The organism is Sulfuricella denitrificans skB26 (genome assembly GCF_000297055.2).
In the GTDB taxonomy this organism is placed as follows: domain Bacteria; phylum Pseudomonadota; class Gammaproteobacteria; order Burkholderiales; family Sulfuricellaceae; genus Sulfuricella; species Sulfuricella denitrificans.
The window spans coordinates 2,007,038-2,027,580 of record NC_022357.1 but is presented as its reverse complement, the minus strand read 5'-3'; the positions used below and the strand labels follow the sequence as shown (position 1 = coordinate 2,027,580).

Genomic DNA, 20,543 nt, shown 5'->3' with positions numbered 1-20,543 from the left:
CGCTACGATTTTTGTCAATCAAGCATGAAATGGATTTTAACATCTGGACAGGCAGGCAAGATAAATTTCGGCGTCCGGCGCCGTGTGGTTTCGTTGCGCCTGCCAGATCATTTCTGCCAGGCAGTCCATGATCAAATGCTCGGCGTCGTGCGTGCTACCCATCTTTTCCAGAAGGCGCCGGTAGTGGGCGGCGATGCCGCGAGGCTGGTCGATCGGCACTTGCTCGCGGATTGCCAGATGCAGGCCCAAGTGAAGGAAGGGGTTGGTTTCTCCCGACTCAGGCAAATAATCGCGCTCGACGTAGCGTTCCGGGTTGTCGAAGATGGCGTGGTATTCCGGGTGTTGCTGCATCAGTTCCAGGGCGATAGTTTCGAGGCCGGATAGCGGCTGCCTGGCGTGGAATTTTTGCCAGGACTCGAAGAAGAAACGGCGTGCCTGGTCGCGACTGGGGCTAAACATGAGCGCTCATCCGAGCGAACAGACCGAGAACGGCAGCGTACTGCAGCAACTGGTTGGCGCCATCCAGCGGCCCGATTTCGCCATTGCCATAGAAGCCGATCAGCGGCATGCCCGGGAAGCGCTGCTTGACCAGGTCGAGGTCACGGTCCACCCCGCCGTAGAAATAGGGGCCGCGTCCCATGCAGGGGAACAGCAGGCCGAAATCGGGCGGGGCATCGAGTTCCTGCTGCAAGCGGTCTATCGTCAGGCGCATGTCACGCTCGGCGGCTAGCGGCTGGCGCACCGCCCAGAACATCTGCTCGCCGGGCGCAAGCCGCGCGGACAGGGTAACCGAGCGATCCTCAGCATTGGCGGAAATGATCGGTGCGAGGCGGAAGCGGCCATCGGCGATAGCCGTCGCCGGATCGCCGTGGATGATCCCGGCCATCAGCAGGTGCAGGGGAAGTCCGTTTTCGCTGCGGAGGTCGAGAGGCAGTTCGCGCGTCAGCACGTTCATGGCAGGTTGCTGCCCGAGCGAGATTACATCGTAGCCGCTGGCCTGGGTAATTTCTAGTGGTTCGCTCAGGGCGCGGATGCCCTGGGAAACGCCGATGACACCGCTTGCACTGGCGATCCGGGTTTCGCAGCGGCCGTTTTCGGCCGTCCTACCGCCGCACCAAACCTTGAACGGACCCTGACCGGTCGCATCTCCCGACACCCCGCCGAATCGCCGTCCCGGTTCGCTGATCCAGGCGGAGTTGAGCGCATTCGGGGCGGCCAGAGACAGGATCAGGTCGTCCGCCAGCGGTTGTGGCGCCGGGGCCAAGCTGATGTCGCCGCCAAACACCATTGCGGCTGCGGCGGGCGCGTCCAGCACCCAGTCCTGATCGGTAAAAATGCCGGCTGCCGAACAGCCGATAATGCGGGTGCAGTTGCTGGCCCGGGAAGCGGCCAGAAGGGCGGGCTTGGGGTCGCGAGCGAACTCCGGGGTGAGGAACAGCAGTACGCTGTTGGCGATAGTCAGTCCAGCCTTCTCCATGGCGGCCGTAACAGCCAGACCGGCAAGCTGTGGTTCGGCGATGGGGGCAGTGGCAAGTCCGGTGGCGATGCTCATAAGGGTAAGATTTTCTCTTTGTATTCGCACAGGTCGTTGATTAAGCAGTGCGGGCAGTCCGGCTTGCGCGCCTTGCAGATGTAGCGTCCGTGCAGGATCAGCCAGTGGTGTGCATCGTGACGGAACTCCGGCGCGATGAACTTGAGCAGCTTCTTTTCCACTTCCAGTACGGTCGTGCCCGGCGCGATACCGATACGGTTGGCGACACGGAAGATGTGGGTGTCTACTGCGATGGTAGGCTGGCCGAAGGCGGTGTTCAAAATTACATTCGCAGTTTTGCGTCCGACGCCGGGCAGTTTTTCCAGTTGCTCCCGGTTTTGCGGTACTTCGCTGTCGTGCTGTTCCAGCAGCAGGCGGCAGGTTGCGATCAGGTGCCTGGCCTTGCTCTTGTACAGGCCGATGGACTTGATGTAGGACTCCAGCCCTTCCTGGCCGAGGGTGAGCATCTTTTGCGGCGTATTGGCCACCGGAAACAGCTTGGCGGTGGCGAGGTTGACACTCTTGTCCGTGGCTTGGGCCGATAGCACCACCGCCACTAGCAGTTCGAATGGGGTGCGGTAGACCAGTTCAGTGGTGGGTTTGGGGTTGGCGGCGCGAAAGCGGGTGAAGATTTCGCGACGTTTAGCGGTATTCATGTGAAAAGTTTAACACGACAAAAAGCACGAATGCCAAAAGCAAATTCGGGCATCTGGATGCCGTGATTAAAACAGCCCTCAAAGTAGCCGTTCTCGAAATCCGCAGCACGGCTGATGGATCAGTTCCAGAGTCGGTTATCGGGAAAATCTAAGCTCAGTACCCGCCCCACAAGAGACATTGGAGTAAAGGAGACGATCAGATTCGGATGGATGCCGTCAGGGCATGAATAATCTATTATTTAAGGTGCGCAAATAAAAATGGAGTCCACTCAGGGACTCCATTTTGGATAAATATTTATGTCTTCGGCAAACCCGTCAGAGCTTACTGCCGACGCATCCTGACCAGGCCCAACAGACCGGCGCCAAACAGAAGCAGTGTGGCCGGTTCAGGAACGCCGGGAGGGGGCGTGGTAGTGGTGGATCCCGCCAGCATTTGCACCTTAACGTAATCGTAACTAGTTGTCGGAGTATTACAGGCGACAGACTGCCCAGTTACGGCGTCAAGGCAGGTAGAGCCAAAAACGCTGTTGTAGGCGGCTACTATCCAGTAGCTGGACGACACGCCGGTGGAAAGATTGATCGTTTGGTTTGGTAGCGTTGCCACATTGGAATAGTTGCCGATCACTGACCAACCTGATCCCACCAGAGAGCCATACTTGTTTCCAAGCAATGTAGGGCTGCCTGCGCCGATCCAGGCCAAAACGCTAATATCGGAATCATAAGTAGAGGTGGCGGATGGGTAGCCAATCGTTACTGCGCTGAGAGTCGTGGCGGTACCGAATTTAAACTCGATGCTGTCATAATTTGTCGCATTGTCCAAGGCGTGGTTAGGCGCTGAAACGCCAATCCCCTCAAGCCGATTCGATACACCCAGTCCGCCTGTGTAAGATCCCAGGTAAGCACTGTTTAGCGTGCTGTTGGACGCGGTAGCAGCTGTGGTGGATGTGCCGGAAGTGGTGTCGGCCCAAGCGCTGGCGACTACGTTATTGGCGGGTGCTGGAGACGGGGTTCCGGTAGCGGCGTAAGTCCGTGTATTTCCATAGGTCCCGGCGCCAGTTTCTATCCCGCTCGCGCCAAGGTCCCAAGAATATGAATATGTAGTCGTGGCCTGAACTGGCAAGGCCAGCGCGATCCCGGCTAAAGCAAGAATTGCCGCAATAAGTGTATTTGGTTTCATGTCGTACTCCCTCTGGCCTAACCTTTACGCGAAACGTTTTTTTTTCAGACCTCTAATTGAGTACTAGCAAATTTCATGCCGTTGCAATTCGGTTGATTGTAATCATATCGTTACAAACATTAGCAACTAAAGCAGCTCAATCTCAGGGTACGGGTGTAAAAAATTCCGACAGTCGTAAAAATGGTTATTGAATAGCTGGGGAAGGAAGGCGCTGACGAAGTTTTTTGGCATCCTCGATGCCCGGAAAGCTGGCATTGCCTGTAAGCGCCTGATCCAATTCTTGCCGTGCCTCGGCAGGGCGCCCCAGTTGTTCCAGCGCCGCAGCGAGATGATAGCGGATCTCAGCATTGGACGAATTGCGCAGCTTGGCTTCACGCAGGTAGCGCAGCCCCTTCTCGGCTTGGCCCTGCCTTACCAGTACCCAGCCCAGGGTGTCAGCAACAGCGGCATCCGACGGGGCGAGGCGATAAGCCCTTTCCGCATAGTTCAGCGCCGCAGCTTCTCCTTGCTGCAATAAAATACCGGCAAGGTTGTTAAGAATTCCGACAGTTTCCCCGCGACGCTTCAAGATGGTTTCATACACCGCGCGCGCGGCCACAATATTGCCGACACGTAAATGACCTTCAGCAAGCGCCAACCTGGCCGCATCATCGTTTGGGTGCGCCTTGAGCCAACTGGTCATGACCCCGGTCGCGTGGGCTTGGCGACCAGCCTGAATACTGGCCTGATACAGCCGGATTGCCGCGTCGGTTCCGGGTTCCTTGTCCAGTGCTGTACGGAAGTGGGTCATTGCCTCATCGAACCGCCCACGGGCCACGGCAATATTACCCAGCAAACGGTAGCCCTCGCCTTGTCCCGGGTAACGACTCACAATCCGGCGGGCTCGTGCTTCGGCTTCGGACAGCTTGCCCGCTTTTAACTCAAGTTCGGTCTGCAGCGCCAAAGCTGGCAGGTATTCGGGATTGCCAGAGAGGGACTTATCCAGATTGTATTGGGCGGCATTCTGATCGCCGGCACCAAGCTGCAGTTGCGCGATACGGCACTGCCACGCACTATCAAACCCTGCCATCAGGGTCATGCGTTTGTAGATCACCCGCGCCAGCCCAGGATTGCCCACAGCCACGTAGGCGCGCCCCTCAATAGCGAGAACCTCCAAGTCTGCGCTGTTCGCATTTTCAAGATCCTTGGCAAGGTTCAAGGCTTTCTCGGTTTCGCCTCTGCGCAGGTAAATTTCCGCCAGATGCACACCGGGACCAATATTCTTCGGTTCCAATGAGTGAATTTTTTGCAGTTGCTGGATCGCCGCATCCAGCCGGCCGAGACTTTCTTCCACATTGGCAAGTTCGGACATTGCCTGCGTGTTGATGGGTTGTTCCTTGAGGATCACGGCAAGTCTTTCTCGCGCCGCATCATGCTTGCCTTCCATCACATCCAGTTTGGCCAGATTGAGCCGGGCCGGAATGAAATGATGATCCGCTGTCACGGCTTTATCGTAAGCGGCGCGGCCCCCAGCCCGGTCGTTGGCGGCAACACGAGCCACGCCGAGCAGATTGAGAGCCAGGGGGCTATTGGGTTCTAGCCGCGTCATTGCCTCGGCGACTTGGACGGCTTGGCGCGGCTGGCCGCGTTTGATATGCAGTATGGCAAGTGTAGCCCCTACCTGGGGTTGTCCAGGATCCTTCAGGAAAGCCTGGGTCAGATGCTCCAACCCCTGATTTACTTGGCCGCCGCCCAGCAGACTGAAGCCAAGGGAGCTTTCAAACTGCGGCGCGCCACCTGTAACCTGTGTGGCGCGCTCAAGCAGCGAGCTGGCCTTGCGAAAATCCTTCTGGGCCATATAGGCGCTAGCCAGCAATGAAAGCGCATTTGCGTCATCAGGGGTAGCACTGACAACAGGAGTCAGAACTTCAATAGCCGCATTACTATTGCCTTCTCTGAGTCGCAATACCCCCATCAACTTGCGTCCGGCAATATGCTCGGGAGCCAGCGTCAACAACCGCTTCAGATAGCTGGCGGCCTGCTCCATCTGACCCAGACTAAAGTGGGCCAACCCGCCCAGCAGAAGCAGTTGAGAAGACTGGTCCAGGACCTCCGGGGATATTGGGTCAAGTACCTTGGTGAGATCAGTTAAAGTTTTTTTGGCAGCCGCACTGTCATGCCGCCTATCGGATAATAGCGCCCCCAGATATAGACTCCGCGGATCATTAGGAAACTCGTGCCGCAGGTACTGCAAATCCAGTTCCGCTTTCTTGTCTTGTGCCATATCCATCAAAAGCGAAACACGTGCCAGGCGTGCTGCGAGATATTTCGGTTCGAGAGCCAGTGCTTTATCGTAATCGGAGAGTGCGGCTTTGAAATTGTTTTCACTATGCGAAATCGTGGCGCGGAAATTCCAGTAAGGAGCACTTTTCGGATCTAGATTGATGGCTTGATCGATCAGGCTCCGGGCAACTTGTGGCTTGCCTTCGCGAAATGACAAATTTGCATCGATCAGGATCAGGTGGGGCGGTTTGGTGCCAGTGATGGCATAAGCCTGTTCAAGGGTCTGCCTTGCAGCCTTAAGGTCGCCGAGTTCTATTTGCGCATTGGCCCGGATGGACAATACTGCCTGACGGACAATCGGTGTCAGACCATCCAGGGCAACAGCATCCAGCAAGCGACGGTACTTTCCCTGATAGGCGTAGGCTTGGGCGCGAGATATAGCGATCACAGCGCGGTCAACGCCTAATGCCAGGGATTTGTCGAATTCTACTTCGGCGCTGTTGGGTTGGCCTTTTTCGAGGAAGGACCGGCCCAGCAAAACGTGTGCTGCCAGCATGTTTGCATCCTGTTGCAGAGCGTTCTTTAGCTGAATAATGGCACCAGCAAAGTCTTTCTTTTCATAGCGCACCAACGCATCTTCATAGAACTTGGATGCCTGTTCATTCTTGTTTGCCGCTTTGATACTGCCAGAAAAACCAATTAGTAAAGCGAAGAGCGCCATAACGCTGAAATGGAAAATTCGGTTCGTTTTAACGATCTGGACACTGTGGCTTCGCATGGTGGGCCTATTTATACCAAGGTAATGAAATTTTGATTAATCGAATGCTGGCGCGACATGATTGTTGTGTGGATTTGGCGCGTGCGGTACATCATCCCATGAATGCGGTATGCTAACTTGCCGAATATCAATCAGCAACAAGCTCGGCCAAGTCGCGAAACAGGTTATGGGAAAGTTCTGTTGAGTCACCCGCCAGGTGCGTGCGCTTCACGACAACCATTTGAATTCTTCCGCATTCTCCGCGGCTCAAAATATTTACCTGGACAATCGTTTTGGGTCAGTTCAATCCTACGCGGTTACGTGGGAAGGCGGGAGGCTTGCGGCAGGTTGTCTTTGCACATTCTTGCTGGCGCGCTGATCGATCCAGTTTTTTCCGGCAATCAACAGGCCCAAGCCGAGAAAGGCGCCAGGCGGCAGGATGGCGAGCAGGAAGCCATGGTAGTCTGGGAACACAGTGATGATCAGCCCCTTGGCCGATTCGCCCAACGCCAGATCGATGCCGGAAAATAGCGTGCCCTTGCCGATTATCTCGCGCATCGCGCCCAGTACGCCGAGGGTGAGGGTAAGGCCGAAGCCGACCATGAAACCGTCCACTACCGAAGGCATCACCGGGTTTTTCGAGGCGAAGGCTTCGGCGCGGCCTAGCACGTTGCAGTTGACCACGATCAGCGGCACGAAAATGCCCAGCACCAGGTACAGTGGCTGCATGTAGGCATTCATCAACAGTTGGATGATGGTCACCAGCACGGCGATAATCAGGATGAAAACAGGAATGCGGATTTCGTTCGGCACCCAACTCCGTACCACCGACACCGCGCCGTTGCTGCAGGCCATCACCAGCGCCGTGGCAAGCCCCAGGCTGAGGCCGTTGACTACGGTGGAGCTGACTGCCAGCAGGGGACACAGGCCGAGCAGGGTAACGATGCCGGCGTTGTTCTTCCAGATGCCGTTCCAGATAATTTCCTTGTAGCTGATGGTGTCGTCACTCATTTCGCTTGCTCCTGAGTATTGGCCGGCAGGGAGAAAATCCTGTCCTGGTTGGTGGCGAAGTATTTCAGCGATTCGTGTACCGCCTTCACTACTGCGCGCGGAGTGACGGTGGCGCCGGCCATGTGCTCGAACTTGCCACCATCTTTCTTTACTTTCCAGTCCTGATCTGCAAATTTCGACAGCGATTTTCCCTCGAATATCCGGATCCAGCTGTTTTTTGCGATTTCGATATAGTCTCCCAGGCCGGGGGTTTCATTGTGAGTCACTACTCGCACGCCGGAAACTTCGCCATCTGTCTTGATTGCGACAATCAGCCGGATTTTGCCGCTGTAGCCATCAGGGGCAATCACTTCCAGCACCGCGGCGGAGGGTTTGCCTTCCTTTAAGGCGCGATAGACCGGAGTGGGTTCACTGTTGCCGAGTTCCATGGCAGGCGGAAGCAGTGCCGAGTCCTTGAATAAATCATTGTCGTGCAGTGCGGCCGGCAGGATCTGGCCGATCTGGGCGAGCTTGGCCTGTTTCTCGGTTTCGGCAATGATCGGACTGGTGACCAGGTAGGTTGCAGCAAGCAGCGCCGTGCCAACGACCGCGAAGGCGGTGAGGATGCCGGCGGAGGCGGAGGCGTGGCGAAGGATGCTGGTGGTCATGGTTTCGTCCTGGAGTCGTGGCCGAATACCCGTGGCTGTGTATAGGCATCGATCAGCGGCACGGCGGCATTCATGATCAGGATAGCGAAGGCGATGCCGTCCGGGTAGCCGCCGAATACCCGAATGACGTATACGAGGAAGCCGGCGCTGGCGCCGAAGATCAGCTTGCCGAGCGGCGTGGTCGGGCTGGTGACGTAGTCGGTGGCAATGAAGAATGCGCCCAGCATGGCTCCGCCGGTGAAGAGGTGGAACATCGGTGGTGCATAGCGGTTGGGGTCGATGCCGTTGAACAGCGTGGCGACCAGAGCCAGGGTGACCAGGAAGGAGACCGGGGTGTGCCAGGTGATGATGCGTCTTTGCCACAGGAACAGGCCGCCGAGCAGGTACATGGCAGCGATCGCCTCGGTCCCTTTGCCACCGAACATACCAAAGATCGGCATGTTCGTCACTTCGCTCATGGTGTGCTGGAGATTGAGGCGGGTCTTCATGGCGTCGAGCGGGGTGGCCATGGTCACCGCGTCAAGCTTGACACCTTGCAGCGTGCCGCTGAAGTAGTACTGCAGTGTTTCGGAAAATCCGACCGGGTGATGCGACAGCAGTAAAGGTGCTGTCCATTGCGTCATGGTGGAGGGGAAGGAGATCATCAGTACGGCAAATCCCACCATCGCCGGATTGAACAGGTTATTGCCGAGGCCGCCGTATAGGTGCTTGGCGACGATGATGGCGAAGGCGGTGCCGACCACGATCAGCCACCATGGCGCCAGCGGCGGGATGGACAGCGCCAGCAGCCAGGCAGTGAGCACAGCGCTGCCGTCGGTCAGGAAATATTTTATTGGATAGTTGCGCAATCGCAGCATCGCCGCTTCGGCCACCAGGGCTGTGACGCTTGCCAGGACGAGGCTGATCAGGATGCCGGGGCCGAAGTAGAAGTAATAGACGGCGATCGCCGGCAGCAGGGCGGCCAGCACCAGCAGCATGATGGTGCTGACGCTGCTGCCGGGGGTGAGGACGTGGGGTGAGCTCATGAGGGTTCCGTGTTGTTTTTTACTCCCTCCCCCTCGACGGGGGAGAGTTGGGGGGAGGGCGAAGGGACATCGATATTTTCACCCCTCTCCCCAGCCCTCTCCCGCAAGGGGAGAGGGGGAAGGTCAGCAGCAGCAACTGCCTCGGCCTTTTTTGCCTTGGCACGTTCCACGGCGGCCTGGATCGCTGCCTTTTTCGCTGCCGCTACGGGATCGTCCGGGTTTGCGGCGGCCGCTGCCCTGGCGGCAGCCGTTTTCTCGGCCATGCGGGCCGCTTTTTCTGCTTTCTCGCGTTCTTCCCTCATCTGCTTGAACTCGAAGCGTTGTTTGGCCTGCTCTGCCGCCATTATTTCCCGGTCTTGCGTGGCAATTTCACTCTTGGCAAAGCGGAAAAAGGAGACCAGAGGGATATGGCTGGGGCAGACGTAATCGCAGCAGCCGCATTCGATGCAGTCAAACAGGTTGTAGGCGCGCGCCTTGTCGAAATTCTTGCTTTGCGAAAACCAGAAGAGTTCCTGTGGCTGGAGGTTGCATGGGCAGGCTTGGGCGCACTGGGTGCAGCGTATGCATGGCATGGCTGCAGGTTTTGGAGGGAACAGCGCGGGCGAAACGGCGATCAGGCAGTTGGTTGCCTTGGTCAGAGGGGCATCGAGATTGTTCATGCCGAAGCCCATCATCGGCCCGCCGATGAGGTAGTGGCTGGTTTCGGGCCTGGCGCCGCCCGCCAGTTGAACTAGTTCGCTGAGCGGGGTGCCGAGCAACGCCTCGAAATTCTGCGGTTTGGCAACATTGCCGGTGATCGTGACAATGCGCGAAATAACCGGTTCGCCGTGGTCGACGGCGCGGTGCATGGTATAGGCAGTGCCGGTGTTGGAGCACAAAACGCCGGTATTGACCGTGCGCTGGCCGCTCGGTACTTCCTTGCCCGTCAGCATCTTGATCAGCTGTTTCTCGCCGCCGCTGGGGTAAAGGACGGGTACCGTGACCACTTCAAAGCCTGTTCCCTGGCACGCCGCCTTCATCGCCACGATGGCCTCGGGTTTGTTGTCCTCGATGCCGATCAGGACTTCTTTCGGCTGTATCAGGTGCGCCATGATTTTGATGCCTGCCACGATTTCGGCTGCGCGCTCTCGCATCAGCAGGTCGTCGGAGGTGATCCAGGGTTCGCACTCCGCACCGTTCAGGATCAGGGTCTTGATCTTCTGCTGGCCGGGGCTGAGTTTGACATGGGTGGGAAACACCGCGCCACCCAGCCCGACGATGCCGGCATCGCGTAGCCGGGCGCGCACCGCATCGGGGTCGGCAGTCTGGTAATCCAGTGGCTGGCGCTCTATCCAGCGCTCCTCGCCATCCGGCTCGATGGTGATGCACAGGTCCGGCAGGGAGGAAGGGTGGGGTACGGCATGGATTTCTATGGCACTGACGATACCTGATGTCGGCGCATGAACGGCAGCAGAGATGAAATCGTCGGCAGCGCCGATCATCTGTCCTTTCAGGACAGGGTCGCCGACTTTGACGATCGGCGTGGCCGGGGTGCCGATGTGCTGGCGCAGCGGCACGATCAGGCGCTGTGGCAGCGGCGCGGCGGCGATAGGCAGGCGATTCGATTCTGTCTTGTGATCCGGAGGATGCACGCCGCCGTGGAATTTGTGGAGCGTTCTCATGCCACTTTCTTCAATTCAAAAATTGGGAACTGCCGTTTCCAGGTGGAGACATTTTCCTTCACCGGGATCATCGTGATGCAGTCTACCGGGCAGGCCGGTACGCATAGCTCGCAGCCGGTGCATGGATCGGCCAGGATAGTGTGCATCAGCTTCGTTGCGCCGATGATGGCATCTACCGGGCAGACCTTGATGCAGGCGGTGCAGCCGATGCAGGTATTTTCGTCGATGAAAGCGACCATCTTGGGCTTGTGGCCGAAATCCTCTTCGCCACCGACGGGCTTGTACTCCACGCCGAGCAGCTCGGCCAGGTGTTTGGCCACATTATTGCCGCCGGGGACGCATTGATTGATTTCTGCCTCACCGGCAGCAACCGCTTCGGCGTAAGGGCGGCAGCCGGCAAAGCCGCATTGTCCGCACTGGGTCTGCGGCAGAGTGGCCTCGACTTTTTCGACCAGTGGGTTGCCTTCGACCCTGAACTTGATCGAGGCATAACCCAGTACGGCGCCCAGAACGACGCCGAGGAGAATCATGACTAATATGGCGCTAATCAAAACAAGCGCCCTTCTCGTTTGCTCCCTCTCCCCTCGTGGGAGAGGGTTGGGGAGAGGGGGTAAGTGCCATTATTTCACCAGTCCGGCAAAACCCATGAACGCCAAACTCAGCAATCCTGCAGTCACCATCGCGATGGCCGAGCCGCGGAACGGCGCTGGAATGGCTGCGCCTTCAAGGCGTTCACGCATGGCGGCGAATAACGCCAGCACCATGCCGAAACCAAGGGCACCGCCGAAGCCGAAGACCAGGGATTCGATGAAATTGTGGTTTTGTTGCACATTCAACAGGGGAATGCCGAGCACCGCGCAGTTGGTGGTAATCAGCGGCAGGTAGATGCCTAGCGTCTGGTACAGCATCGGGCTGGATTTTCGAATGAACATTTCGGTGAACTGGACGATGGCGGCGATCACCACGATAAAGGACAGGGTGCGCAGATAGCTGAGGTCGTTGGGGATCAACAGGTGGTGATCCACCAGATAGCTCAGGCCGGAAGCCAGGGTGAGGACGAAGGCGGTCGCCGCGCCCATGCCGACGGCAGCGCTCAACTTCTTGGATACCCCCATGAAGGGGCACAGGCCAAGTATTTTGACCAGCACGATGTTGTTGACCAATACCGTGCCGATCAGAATGAAAAAGTAATGTTCCATCGTCGTCAGGCCGCCTCAATGTTCGCTATGGTGGGATTGTCAGCCATTAAATCCCCTACTTGCAAGTCGCACAAAGCTTGGGCTCTACTCCAAGGCTATATCTGGGCTGATGCAGGGAAGTTCAAGGTCGGAAGCCAGGCCGGCGTGAGTCACCTGGCCAAGGTGAAGGTTGAGACCCTTGCGCAGACCGGCATCCGCTTTCAGCGCCACCTTCCATCCCTTGTCAGCAATCGCCAGCACGTAGGGCAGAGTGGCATTGGTCAGCGCCTGAGTGGCGCTGCGCGCGCAGGCCGCCGGCATGTTGGCAACGCAATAATGCACCACGCCTTCCTCGATGTAAGTGGGGCTGGAATGCGTCGTGGGGCGGGAGGTTTCCGCGCAGCCGCCCTGATCGATAGCTACATCAACCAGCACCGAGCCCGGTTGCATCTGTTTGACGAGGGCGCGGCTGATCAGTTTCGGCGCGCGCTTGCCGGGAAGCAGCACCGAGCCGACGAGCAGATCGGCCTCGCGCGCCAGTTCCTCGAGGGCATACGCATCGGAATAGCGGGTCTTGAGGCGGGTGCCGAATACTTCGTCGAGATAACGCAGTCGTGGCAGGCTGATGTCCATGAGGGTGACGTCTGCGCCCAGCCCCAGCGCCATCATCGCAGCATGAGTGCCGACTGTGCCGCCGCCGAGGATCAGCACCTTTCCGGGCACGACGCCGGGGACGCCGCCGAGCAGCACGCCGCGACCTCCGTTGGCCAGTTGCAGCGCGGTGGCGCCGGCCTGGATGGATATTCTTCCGGCCACTTCCGACATCGGCGTGAGCAGGGGTAAGGCACCTGCCGCATCGGAGACGGTTTCATAGGCGATGGCGACGATCCTGCTTTCCAGCAGGAGGCGGGTTAGCGTCGGGTCGGCGGCCAGATGCAAGTAGGTAAACAGCACCTGCCCTTCCCGGAGCAGTGGAATCTCGCCGGATTGGGGTTCCTTGACCTTGACGATCAGCGGGCAGGCGTAGGCCTCGGATGCCGAGTCGGCTATCCTGGCGCCGGCAGCCAGGTAGAGTTCGTCGCTAAACCCGATGCGCTCGCCGGCGCGGGTTTCCACCAGTACTTCGTGGCCGGCGTCGGTCAGGGCGCGCACCCCGGCCGGGGTGATGCCGACACGGTATTCGTGGTCTTTGATTTCTTTAGGGACGCCGATCAGCATACGGTAATTACTTCTGTTTGAAAGCCATGCGCTCAGCGCTGTCGATCTCGCGCACGGCCTCGGCTATCAGTTCCGGGCCACGGTAGATAAAGCCGGAGTAGAACTGCACCAGACTGGCGCCAACCTGGATCTTTTCCGCAGCATCAAGCCCGTTCATGATGCCGCCGACTCCAATAATCGGGATTTTTCCCTGCAGGGCGATGGAGAGCTGCTTGATCACCGCATTGGATTTCTGGCGCACCGGCGCACCGGAGAGGCCGCCGGTTTCTTCCGCATGCGGCAGGTTTTCAACACCTTCGCGGCCGATGGTGGTGTTGGTGGCAATCACGCCGTCGATCTGATACTTGAGCAGCAAGTCGGCGATCATGATGATCTGCTCGGTGTCGAGGTCGGGCGCGATCTTGAGCGCCAGCGGCACATATTTGCCGTGTTGCTCGGCGAGCGTCTTCTGTTCGGCCTTGAGTGCGGCAAGCAGGTTTTCCAGTTCGTCCGACTGCTGCAGCTGGCGCAGGTTCTTGGTGTTGGGCGAGGAAATGTTGACGGTGACATAGCTGGCGTAGGGGTAGACCTTGCGCAAACAGATCAGGTAGTCATCGACGGCTTTTTCGATCGGCGTGTCGAAGTTCTTGCCGATGTTGATGCCGAGTATGCCCTTGTAGCGGCTGCGTTTGACGCTGCTGACCAGGTAGTCGACGCCCTTGTTGTTGAAGCCCATGCGGTTGATGATTGCTTCCGCCTTCGGCAGCCGGAACAGGCGCGGCTTGGGGTTGCCGGGCTGGGGGCGGGGTGTGACTGTGCCGATTTCGATAAAACCGAAGCCCAGCGCGCCGAGCGCATCGATATAGTCGCCGTCCTTGTCCAGTCCGGCGGCCAGGCCGACCGGGTTAGGGAAGGTCAATCCCATCACGGTGCGGGGCGTGGATTTGATGCGCGGCGCGAGCAGGCACAACAGCCCTACCCGGTGGGCATCCCTGATAGCACGCATGCCGAGGCCGTGAGCGGTTTCAGCGTCGAGGCTGAAAAATATGGAGCGGATGAATGAGTACATCCCGGCATTTTACCTCCTAACCTGTAACAAGGGGCAAGCAAGGCGCTAGAATAGGGATTCTGCAAGGAGAAAACGATGTTGAAGAAGCTGATCGTGACGCTGTTGCTATCGATGCTGGCCATGGCGGCACAGGCAGATTATCCGCTCAAAATCATCCCGCTCAAGCACCACTCCGCCGAGGAATTGATCCCGGTGATCCGTCCCATGCTGGGGGATGGGGAGAACATCGGCGGCATGAATTACCAGCTTTTCGTGCGCGCTTCGGATAAGGGGATGCGCGACATCGAACTGCTGCTGGCCGAACTCGACCGGGCACGGAAGAATCTGAAAATCACTTTGCAACAGGATGTGACGCGCAGCGGTGGCGCTACTTCACAGGGCGTTTCCGGCGAGGGGCGGGTGGGCGATATGCGCGTGATTGCGTCGTCGCGTGGGGAATCCGGCAGCCGCGGCGGCTTGGTGATCGGGGGTGCGGAGGAAGATAGCCTGCGCTACAGGATCACGCGCAGCACCGGTTCCAGCCGGGACAACAACAGCCAGTTCATCAACGTGCTGGAAGGTGCGCCTGCCTTTATCCGTGTCGGTCAGTCTCTGCCCTATGTGCAGCGCTTCCTGGTGTTCGCCGGCAATCGTGTTGCCTATGGACAGGACACGCAGTTCCTGAATGTCACCACCGGCTTCGATGTTTTGCCTCGCCTGAACGGCGATCGGGTGGAGTTGGAAATCGCGCCGCGCTTGTCGTTCGTCGGCAACGGGGGCATTCAGGATGTGCGGTTTCAGGAGTTGCGAACTACCGTCAGTGCCAAACTGGGAGAATGGGTGGAGTTGGGTGGAATGACGTCGGGTCGGGATGAGGTCAGTCGCGCCATTCTTGAAACTGCCTCCACCCAGTCCGGCGAGCGCCGGACGGTGAGACTCAAGGTGGAGGAAGGGCGTTAGGTGGAGTGCGAAGGCGATGCGATCAAGCTGCTTTTGCTGTCACCCCAGGCAACAGGCTTTCCCGTTCAGCCTTCAGATGGCGCTTCTTCACCCTCGGTTTTGGCCTTGCGCTTCACCATTTTCGGGTCGCAAGTGATGGGGCGGTAGATTTCGATGCGGTCGCCATCCGCGAGTGCAGCGTCGAGCTTGGTGAGCTTGCCGAAGATGCCGACTTTTTGCTGCTCGAGGTCGATTTCTGGAAACTGCTGGAGGACACCCGAACGCGCTATGGCATCACTGATAGTCGCGCCATCGGGTACTTCGACACTAAGCCATGCTTGGCGGGTTGGTGAGGCGTAGGCGACGCTGATTTTCATTGCACCTTCCTCATGCGGCACTGTGCGCGCCGCCCATCTGGATGGCTTTGCCGGCGCGCACGTCCAGCATGCGTTTTCCAACTACCAGCAGTCCGAGCGCCAGGAATCCACCCGGCGGTAGAACCATCATCAATATGCCTGTGTCAGTGGGTAACAAGCGCATTTCCATGAATTTGAAAGCGGGCCCAAACAGCAGCGATGCATCGGCGAACAGGGTGCCCACGCCAATGATCTCGCGAACCGCGCCGATCAGGGTGAGCGCGATGGTGAAACCGAGACCCATGAAGAGACCGTCCACCAGCGATGGCAACGTCGAGTTTTTACCAGCAAAAGCTTCAAGGCGGGCAAGTGGCAGGCAGTTGGACACAATCAGCGGAATGAACATGCCCAGCACCTTGTAAAGCTCGTGCATCCAGGCGTTCATGAAAAGATCCACCAGCGTAACCATGGAGGCGATGACCAGAATGAATACCGGGATGCGCACTTCCTGGGTGATTTGGTTGCGGAATAGGCCTACCAGCATGCTGGATGCAGCCATCACTACCGCTGTTGCCAATCCCATGCCCAGCGCGTTGGTGGCGCTGGTGGTCATGGCCATGGCCGGGCACAGGCCCAACAACATGGCGAGCACCCCGTTGTTATCCCACAGGCCGTCTCGGACGATGGTTTTGTATTGGGTCGTCATTTAATGTGCCTCCTTCATTGCTGCCTTGCTGGTGGCGATGTCCATCATTTGCTCCTTGTGGGCGGCGAATAATTCAAGCCCTCTGCGGATGGCGTCAATAACGCCACGAGGTGTAATGGTGGCGCCGGTAAACTGGTCGAACTGACCCCCGTCCTTCTTTACCTTCCATTTGTCGGGTGGCGGGTTGCCGAGGCTCAGATCGGTGAAGCGTAGTATCCAGTCACTTTTCTTTACTTCCATCTTGTCGCCCAGGCCGGCGGTCTCTTTATGAGCGAGAACACGCACGCCAAGGATCTTGCCCTGGGTATCCAGGCCCATCATCAGCTTCATTTGGCCGGCATAGCCTGAGCCGAATATCTCGTAGGCTATGCCGGTTACCTTGCCTTCCTTGGTGGCGCGATAGACCGTGATTTCCTTGTCCCGCTCGTTCTTCATGGTGATGGCATCCGCGACCAGATTGTTGTCGTGGATGCCGGCCGGGATCACCTCGCTTAGCGAATTCAGCCGGTCTTCCAGTGCGCGAGCGGCAATATCATCTACGGTAATGCTGTCACTAATGGCGAGCACGACCCCGAAACCCAGGCAAAATGCGCCCAGAATCACCCCGTGGCGTAGCATGCGCTGTGCTTTCATGGGTTTTCTTTCCCCAGCGGCAGCGGTTCACCTTTGCGGTTGCGCCCGAATGCGCGCGGACGGGTGTATTGATCGATAATGGGAACCAGCGCATTCATCAGCAGCACCGCGAAAGCCACGCCTTCGGGGTAGCCGGCGAAGGTGCGGATGAGCCAGATCAGCACACCACAGCCAAGGCCGAATATCAGTTGTCCTTTTTTCGACACCGGCGAAGTGACGTAATCGGTGGCAATGAAGAATGCCCCCAGAAAGGTGGCACCGGATACCAGATGGAAGGTGCCGGAGGTAAAACGGGCAGGATCGACGGCATGGAATATCGCACCCATCAGGAACACTCCAGCCATTACGCTCAACGGAATGTGCCACGAAATGATGCGCTTTGCCATCAGGAACAGGCCGCCGGCAAGGATCAGTATCGCCGAGGTTTCGCCCAGACTCCCGGCGCGGTAGCCCAGCATCATGTCCATCAGATCGGGCGCCTGCACCATGGATTGCGACACCGGAATGCCGCGAGTCAGCTCGGTCTTGACATGGCCAAGTGCCGATGCCGCACTTACCGCATCGGGCATCTGGCCACCGAAAGTGATGGCAATAGCGTCGAAAAATCCCGGTGCGCCAGCCGAGAACAGTGGATGTGGCATGACCCAGATGGTCATCGCCACGGGGAACGATATCAGCAGGGCAACGCGTGCCACCATGGCGGGGTTGAACACATTCTGGCCGATGCCGCCAAAGGGATGTTTGGCCAGGGCGATGGCGAAAATCGCCCCCAGCACGCCGATCCACCAAGGTGCCCAGGGCGGCAGGCTCATCGCCAGCAGCCAGCCGGTAAGCACTGCCGAGTAGTCGTTGAGTGTCGCTTTCACCGGCTGGCCAGCCAGTATCAGACAACCTGCCTCTACCACTACGCAGGCGCCGACTGTGACGGTGAACAGCAGGATCGCAGGCCAGCCGAACAGGTAGAGGTTGAAAGCGGTAGCCGGTATCAGCGCCAGCAACACCGTGAACATGATTTTTTGAACGCTGCTGACCTGGTGGGTAAACGGTGCGCTGTTCTTGATGGATAGAAAGGTCATGCGGGGGTCTCGTCCTTTTCTTTGGCAGCGGCTGCCGCGGCTGCCTGGGCTTTCTTGGCGGCAAGGGTGGCGGCTTTGTCCGCAGCTGCTTTTTCCACGCGCAGGGTGTGCGCTTCGGCCAGAATCCGGGTCTGTTCGATCTTGCGCCGTTCGCGATCCTGGGCGTTGATCATGCCCTTGGCGTAGTTGAAATAGTGCACCAGCGGGATATGCGACGGGCACAGCCAGGAACAACTGCCGCAGGAAACGCAGTCCATTACCCCGAGCTGGGCGGCGACTTTAAAATTGTCCTTGCGGATGAAGGCGGCCATTTCTACCGGAACCAGCCCGCACGGGCAGATTGTCACGCAGTTGCCACAGCGGATGCAGGCGCTGGCCGGCTGCTGGTTGATTTCTGCGGCGGTGAGAGCCAGGATGCCCGACATGCCCTTGATCACAGGCACGTCCAGTCCGGGCAGCGGTTGGCCCATCAGCGGCCCGCCGTTGATCAGGCTTTCGGGCTCGACGGCGAATCCGCCGCAGAAGGCGATCAGGTCGGCCACCCGGGCGCCGATCGGCACCTCGATATTATTCGGTTCGCGCACCGCGTTACCGCTCACCGTCACTACGCGGGAGATGAGCGGACGGCCGAAGCGCACGGCATGATGCACGGCGCGGGCGGTGGCGACGTTGTGCACCACAACGCCGATGTCGGCGGTGAGTTTCTTTGCCGGTGTTTCGCGCCCGGTGATGGCCTGCACCAGATGGCGCTCGGAGCCCATCGGATATTGCACCGGCACGCCCACTACCTCAACCTCGGAAAAGGTGGAAGCGGCCCGTGTCATGGCATCGATTGCCTGGGGCTTGTTCTGTTCGATGGCGATCACCACCCTGGGTACGCCCAGCGCATGTGCCATGATGCGCGCGCCGTCGATGATCTCGTCGGCGTACTCGCGCATCACCCGGTCGTCGCAGGTCAGGTAGGGTTCGCATTCAGCGCCGTTGAGGAGCAGGATTTCCAGCTTTTTCTGGGTGCCGAGGTTCAGTTTGATTGCTGAGGGGAAGGCTGCCCCTCCCATGCCGACGATGCCTGAAGCGGCGACGCGCTCGTTGATGGTGTGTGTGTCCGCTGTGAAGGGATCAGCGATGGGTTCGGGGAGCTCGCCCCACTCGTCCTTGCCATCGGGTTCGAGGATGATGGTGGTTTGCGCCAGCCCGGAAGGGTGAGGCGCAGCGATGGCGGTGATGGCCTTGATGCGTCCCGAGGTGGGTGCGTGCTGGGGAGCGGACACCGTGCCGCCGCTACGCGCGATCATCTGCCCTTTTTTGACTGGGTCGCCCTCATTCACCAGTACTTCGGCCGGCGCGCCGATGTGCTGCTGCAGGGGGATGTAAAGCGCGGCCGGCATGGGTAATGCGACGATGGCCTTCTCGCTGGATAATTCCTTGCGGTAGTCGGGGTGGATGCCGCCGCGGATGGGGAAAAGTTTCATCTTTAATCGCCCTCTTTAATGCACGGCATGCTGGTCTTCGGGCTTGGCCCAATGCCAGCTGCCCAGCGTCATCGGGATAGTGCGCATCTCGATCGCGTCGGTGGGGCAGACCTTGACGCATTTTTCGCAGCCGTGGCAGGCTTCGGCGATCACCGTGTGCATCAGCTTGTTGGCACCCATGATGGCGTCCACAGAACATTCCTTGATGCAGCGCGTGCAGCCGATGCAGAGGTCCTCGATGATGAAGGCGTATTCCGGTACTTTTTCCTCATGCTCGGACAGGTCGGCGGTGACGCCCAGTTTCTTGGCAAGCACTTCGATTACTGCTCTGCCTCCGGGCGTGCACAGGGTTATCGGTGCCTCACCCTTCGCCAGCGCCGCTGCGTACTGGCCACAGCCGACATAGCCGCATTGGCCGCATTGCGAGCCGGGCAGCATCTCCTTCAATTCCTCCTCCAGCGGATCTTCCTCCACAGCGAGAAAATAGGCTGCCGCGCCGAGTATGCTGCCGAGTGTGACACCCATTATAGTGAGACTGCCGACCGCCAATAACATAGTCAGGCTCCTAAGCCAATGAAAGTGATGAGTGATGTGCCAAGGATATATTCTTCACATCTCACCCCGTCGAGGTCATTCCGGAAAAACCCATGAAGGCCAGCGCCAGCAGGCTGGCGACGATAAATCCGATCGGTGGGCCGGCGAACAGGCGGGGGATATCGGCCAATGCCATTCGTTCGCGCAGCCCGGCGAAAATAACCATCACCAGGCTATAGCCGATGGAAGAAGCAAAGCCAAATAGCGTGGCGCTAATGAAATTCATCCTGTGCTCGACCAGCAGGATGGCAATACCCAGCACCGCGCAATTGGTCGTGATGAGCGGCAGGTAGATGCCCAGCATCTGGAACAGGTGGGGAGATACCTTTTTTACTGTTAACTCGGTGAACTGCACGGCGGCGGCGATCACCATGATGAAAGTCACCGTGCGCAGATACCACAGGTTATAGGGCTCCAGCAAATAGGTTGCGACCGCCCAGTCAGCCATCGACGAGACGGTGATCACGAAGGTGGTCGCCATGCCCATGCCGACCGCGGTGTCGATGCGCGTGGTGACGCCCATGAACGAGCACAGACCGAGAAAGCGGGCCAGGATGACGTTGTTGACCAGCGCCGCGCTCACCATCAGAAGGATGTATTCTTTCATGCCTCGGCCT

General features: G+C 58.6%; 21 protein-coding genes. 1 reads left to right on the top strand and 20 read right to left on the bottom strand.

The annotated features are described in order from the left end of the window. Nucleotides 1-36 precede the first annotated feature (36 nt). The 13 genes from SCD_RS09840 to SCD_RS09780 form a co-directional block, all read right to left on the bottom strand. Entirely contained in the window at nt 37-459 is a 423-nt protein-coding gene (locus tag SCD_RS09840) for a DUF1841 family protein (RefSeq protein ID WP_009204994.1), read from the bottom strand. Next, a complete protein-coding gene (locus tag SCD_RS09835) occupies nt 452-1,552 on the bottom strand; it encodes an FIST C-terminal domain-containing protein (protein ID WP_009204993.1) in 1,101 nt (366 codons plus the stop codon). Before SCD_RS09835 ends, SCD_RS09840 begins: the two co-directional genes overlap by 8 nt. Beyond that, complete coding sequence (gene nth, locus SCD_RS09830) at nt 1,549-2,187, bottom strand: endonuclease III (RefSeq protein ID WP_009204992.1); 639 nt, start codon at nt 2,185-2,187, stop codon at nt 1,549-1,551. Before nth ends, SCD_RS09835 begins: the two co-directional genes overlap by 4 nt. A 322-nt stretch (nt 2,188-2,509) precedes the next feature. Beyond that, complete coding sequence (gene xdp1, locus SCD_RS17055; protein WP_023506937.1) at nt 2,510-3,364, bottom strand: exosortase-dependent surface protein XDP1; 855 nt, start codon at nt 3,362-3,364, stop codon at nt 2,510-2,512. Between the two features lie 184 nt (nt 3,365-3,548). Then, the gene (prsT, locus tag SCD_RS09820) at nt 3,549-6,404 is read right to left on the bottom strand and encodes an XrtA/PEP-CTERM system TPR-repeat protein PrsT (protein WP_009204990.1); all 2,856 of its coding nucleotides are present in this window, start codon (nt 6,402-6,404) and stop codon (nt 3,549-3,551) included. Between the two features lie 288 nt (nt 6,405-6,692). Next, complete coding sequence (locus SCD_RS09815; RefSeq protein ID WP_009204989.1) at nt 6,693-7,394, bottom strand: electron transport complex subunit E; 702 nt, start codon at nt 7,392-7,394, stop codon at nt 6,693-6,695. Next, entirely contained in the window at nt 7,391-8,041 is a 651-nt protein-coding gene (gene rsxG / locus SCD_RS09810; RefSeq protein WP_009204988.1) for an electron transport complex subunit RsxG, read from the bottom strand. Before rsxG (SCD_RS09810) ends, SCD_RS09815 begins: the two co-directional genes overlap by 4 nt. Then, nucleotides 8,038-9,066 (bottom strand): electron transport complex subunit RsxD, encoded by a 1,029-nt coding sequence (rsxD, locus tag SCD_RS09805; protein ID WP_009204987.1) that lies wholly within the window; start codon nt 9,064-9,066, stop codon nt 8,038-8,040. Before rsxD ends, rsxG (SCD_RS09810) begins: the two co-directional genes overlap by 4 nt. Then, on the bottom strand, nt 9,063-10,727 hold the full coding sequence (gene rsxC / locus SCD_RS09800; protein WP_009204986.1) for an electron transport complex subunit RsxC: 1,665 nt from the start codon (nt 10,725-10,727) through the stop codon (nt 9,063-9,065). Before rsxC (SCD_RS09800) ends, rsxD begins: the two co-directional genes overlap by 4 nt. Then, the gene (gene rsxB / locus SCD_RS09795) at nt 10,724-11,278 is read right to left on the bottom strand and encodes an electron transport complex subunit RsxB (RefSeq protein ID WP_009204985.1); all 555 of its coding nucleotides are present in this window, start codon (nt 11,276-11,278) and stop codon (nt 10,724-10,726) included. Before rsxB ends, rsxC (SCD_RS09800) begins: the two co-directional genes overlap by 4 nt. 69 nt (nt 11,279-11,347) lie before the next feature. Further along, nucleotides 11,348-11,926 (bottom strand): electron transport complex subunit RsxA, encoded by a 579-nt coding sequence (rsxA, locus tag SCD_RS09790; RefSeq protein ID WP_009204984.1) that lies wholly within the window; start codon nt 11,924-11,926, stop codon nt 11,348-11,350. A gap of 84 nt (nt 11,927-12,010) precedes the next feature. Beyond that, a complete protein-coding gene (ald, locus tag SCD_RS09785; protein ID WP_009204983.1) occupies nt 12,011-13,123 on the bottom strand; it encodes an alanine dehydrogenase in 1,113 nt (370 codons plus the stop codon). A gap of 7 nt (nt 13,124-13,130) precedes the next feature. Further along, on the bottom strand, nt 13,131-14,171 hold the full coding sequence (locus tag SCD_RS09780) for a quinone-dependent dihydroorotate dehydrogenase (RefSeq protein WP_009204982.1): 1,041 nt from the start codon (nt 14,169-14,171) through the stop codon (nt 13,131-13,133). 75 nt (nt 14,172-14,246) lie between these two features. Between SCD_RS09780 and SCD_RS09775 the strand changes: the two genes are divergently transcribed. Beyond that, on the top strand, nt 14,247-15,110 hold the full coding sequence (locus SCD_RS09775) for a hypothetical protein (protein WP_009204981.1): 864 nt from the start codon (nt 14,247-14,249) through the stop codon (nt 15,108-15,110). 65 nt (nt 15,111-15,175) lie between these two features. Here the strand turns inward: SCD_RS09775 and SCD_RS09770 are convergent, their stop codons facing one another. The 7 genes from SCD_RS09770 to rsxA (SCD_RS09740) all read right to left on the bottom strand — a co-directional run bounded on the left by SCD_RS09770 (nt 15,176) and on the right by rsxA (SCD_RS09740) (nt 20,533). Further along, nucleotides 15,176-15,466, bottom strand: a complete 291-nt coding sequence (locus SCD_RS09770; RefSeq protein ID WP_009204980.1) for an RnfH family protein — start codon at nt 15,464-15,466, stop codon at nt 15,176-15,178. 10 nt (nt 15,467-15,476) lie between these two features. After that, nucleotides 15,477-16,151, bottom strand: a complete 675-nt coding sequence (locus tag SCD_RS09765; protein ID WP_009204979.1) for an electron transport complex subunit E — start codon at nt 16,149-16,151, stop codon at nt 15,477-15,479. Continuing rightward, nucleotides 16,152-16,784: an electron transport complex subunit RsxG gene (gene rsxG, locus SCD_RS09760; RefSeq protein ID WP_009204978.1), complete on the bottom strand. Its 633-nt coding sequence runs from the start codon at nt 16,782-16,784 to the stop codon at nt 16,152-16,154. Next, nucleotides 16,781-17,860, bottom strand: a complete 1,080-nt coding sequence (locus tag SCD_RS09755) for an RnfABCDGE type electron transport complex subunit D (protein WP_009204977.1) — start codon at nt 17,858-17,860, stop codon at nt 16,781-16,783. The genes rsxG (SCD_RS09760) and SCD_RS09755 overlap by 4 nt, the downstream gene beginning before the upstream one ends. Next, entirely contained in the window at nt 17,857-19,332 is a 1,476-nt protein-coding gene (gene rsxC, locus SCD_RS09750) for an electron transport complex subunit RsxC (protein WP_009204976.1), read from the bottom strand. Before rsxC (SCD_RS09750) ends, SCD_RS09755 begins: the two co-directional genes overlap by 4 nt. Before the next feature lie 15 nt (nt 19,333-19,347). Next, a complete protein-coding gene (locus SCD_RS09745) occupies nt 19,348-19,887 on the bottom strand; it encodes an RnfABCDGE type electron transport complex subunit B (protein WP_009204975.1) in 540 nt (179 codons plus the stop codon). Nucleotides 19,888-19,948: 61 nt separating this feature from the next. Beyond that, nucleotides 19,949-20,533: an electron transport complex subunit RsxA gene (rsxA, locus tag SCD_RS09740; RefSeq protein ID WP_009204974.1), complete on the bottom strand. Its 585-nt coding sequence runs from the start codon at nt 20,531-20,533 to the stop codon at nt 19,949-19,951. Nucleotides 20,534-20,543 lie beyond the last annotated feature (10 nt).

Coding starts and splice junctions, on each gene's coding strand:
- nth (WP_009204992.1), bottom strand. CDS start 2,187: ATGAATACCGCTAAACGTCGCGAAATCTTCACCCGCTTTCGCGCCGCC.
- SCD_RS09765 (WP_009204979.1), bottom strand. CDS start 16,151: ATGACGACCCAATACAAAACCATCGTCCGAGACGGCCTGTGGGATAAC.
- xdp1 (WP_023506937.1), bottom strand. CDS start 3,364: ATGAAACCAAATACACTTATTGCGGCAATTCTTGCTTTAGCCGGGATC.
- rsxG (WP_009204978.1), bottom strand. CDS start 16,784: ATGAAAGCACAGCGCATGCTACGCCACGGGGTGATTCTGGGCGCATTT.
- SCD_RS09745 (WP_009204975.1), bottom strand. CDS start 19,887: ATGTTATTGGCGGTCGGCAGTCTCACTATAATGGGTGTCACACTCGGC.
- rsxC (WP_009204976.1), bottom strand. CDS start 19,332: ATGAAACTTTTCCCCATCCGCGGCGGCATCCACCCCGACTACCGCAAG.
- rsxA (WP_009204974.1), bottom strand. CDS start 20,533: ATGAAAGAATACATCCTTCTGATGGTGAGCGCGGCGCTGGTCAACAAC.
- SCD_RS09835 (WP_009204993.1), bottom strand. CDS start 1,552: ATGAGCATCGCCACCGGACTTGCCACTGCCCCCATCGCCGAACCACAG.
- rsxA (WP_009204984.1), bottom strand. CDS start 11,926: ATGGAACATTACTTTTTCATTCTGATCGGCACGGTATTGGTCAACAAC.
- SCD_RS09840 (WP_009204994.1), bottom strand. CDS start 459: ATGTTTAGCCCCAGTCGCGACCAGGCACGCCGTTTCTTCTTCGAGTCC.
- prsT (WP_009204990.1), bottom strand. CDS start 6,404: ATGCGAAGCCACAGTGTCCAGATCGTTAAAACGAACCGAATTTTCCAT.
- SCD_RS09815 (WP_009204989.1), bottom strand. CDS start 7,394: ATGAGTGACGACACCATCAGCTACAAGGAAATTATCTGGAACGGCATC.
- SCD_RS09770 (WP_009204980.1), bottom strand. CDS start 15,466: ATGAAAATCAGCGTCGCCTACGCCTCACCAACCCGCCAAGCATGGCTT.
- rsxD (WP_009204987.1), bottom strand. CDS start 9,066: ATGAGCTCACCCCACGTCCTCACCCCCGGCAGCAGCGTCAGCACCATC.
- rsxC (WP_009204986.1), bottom strand. CDS start 10,727: ATGAGAACGCTCCACAAATTCCACGGCGGCGTGCATCCTCCGGATCAC.
- SCD_RS09755 (WP_009204977.1), bottom strand. CDS start 17,860: ATGACCTTTCTATCCATCAAGAACAGCGCACCGTTTACCCACCAGGTC.
- SCD_RS09780 (WP_009204982.1), bottom strand. CDS start 14,171: ATGTACTCATTCATCCGCTCCATATTTTTCAGCCTCGACGCTGAAACC.
- ald (WP_009204983.1), bottom strand. CDS start 13,123: ATGCTGATCGGCGTCCCTAAAGAAATCAAAGACCACGAATACCGTGTC.
- rsxG (WP_009204988.1), bottom strand. CDS start 8,041: ATGACCACCAGCATCCTTCGCCACGCCTCCGCCTCCGCCGGCATCCTC.
- SCD_RS09775 (WP_009204981.1), top strand. CDS start 14,247: ATGTTGAAGAAGCTGATCGTGACGCTGTTGCTATCGATGCTGGCCATG.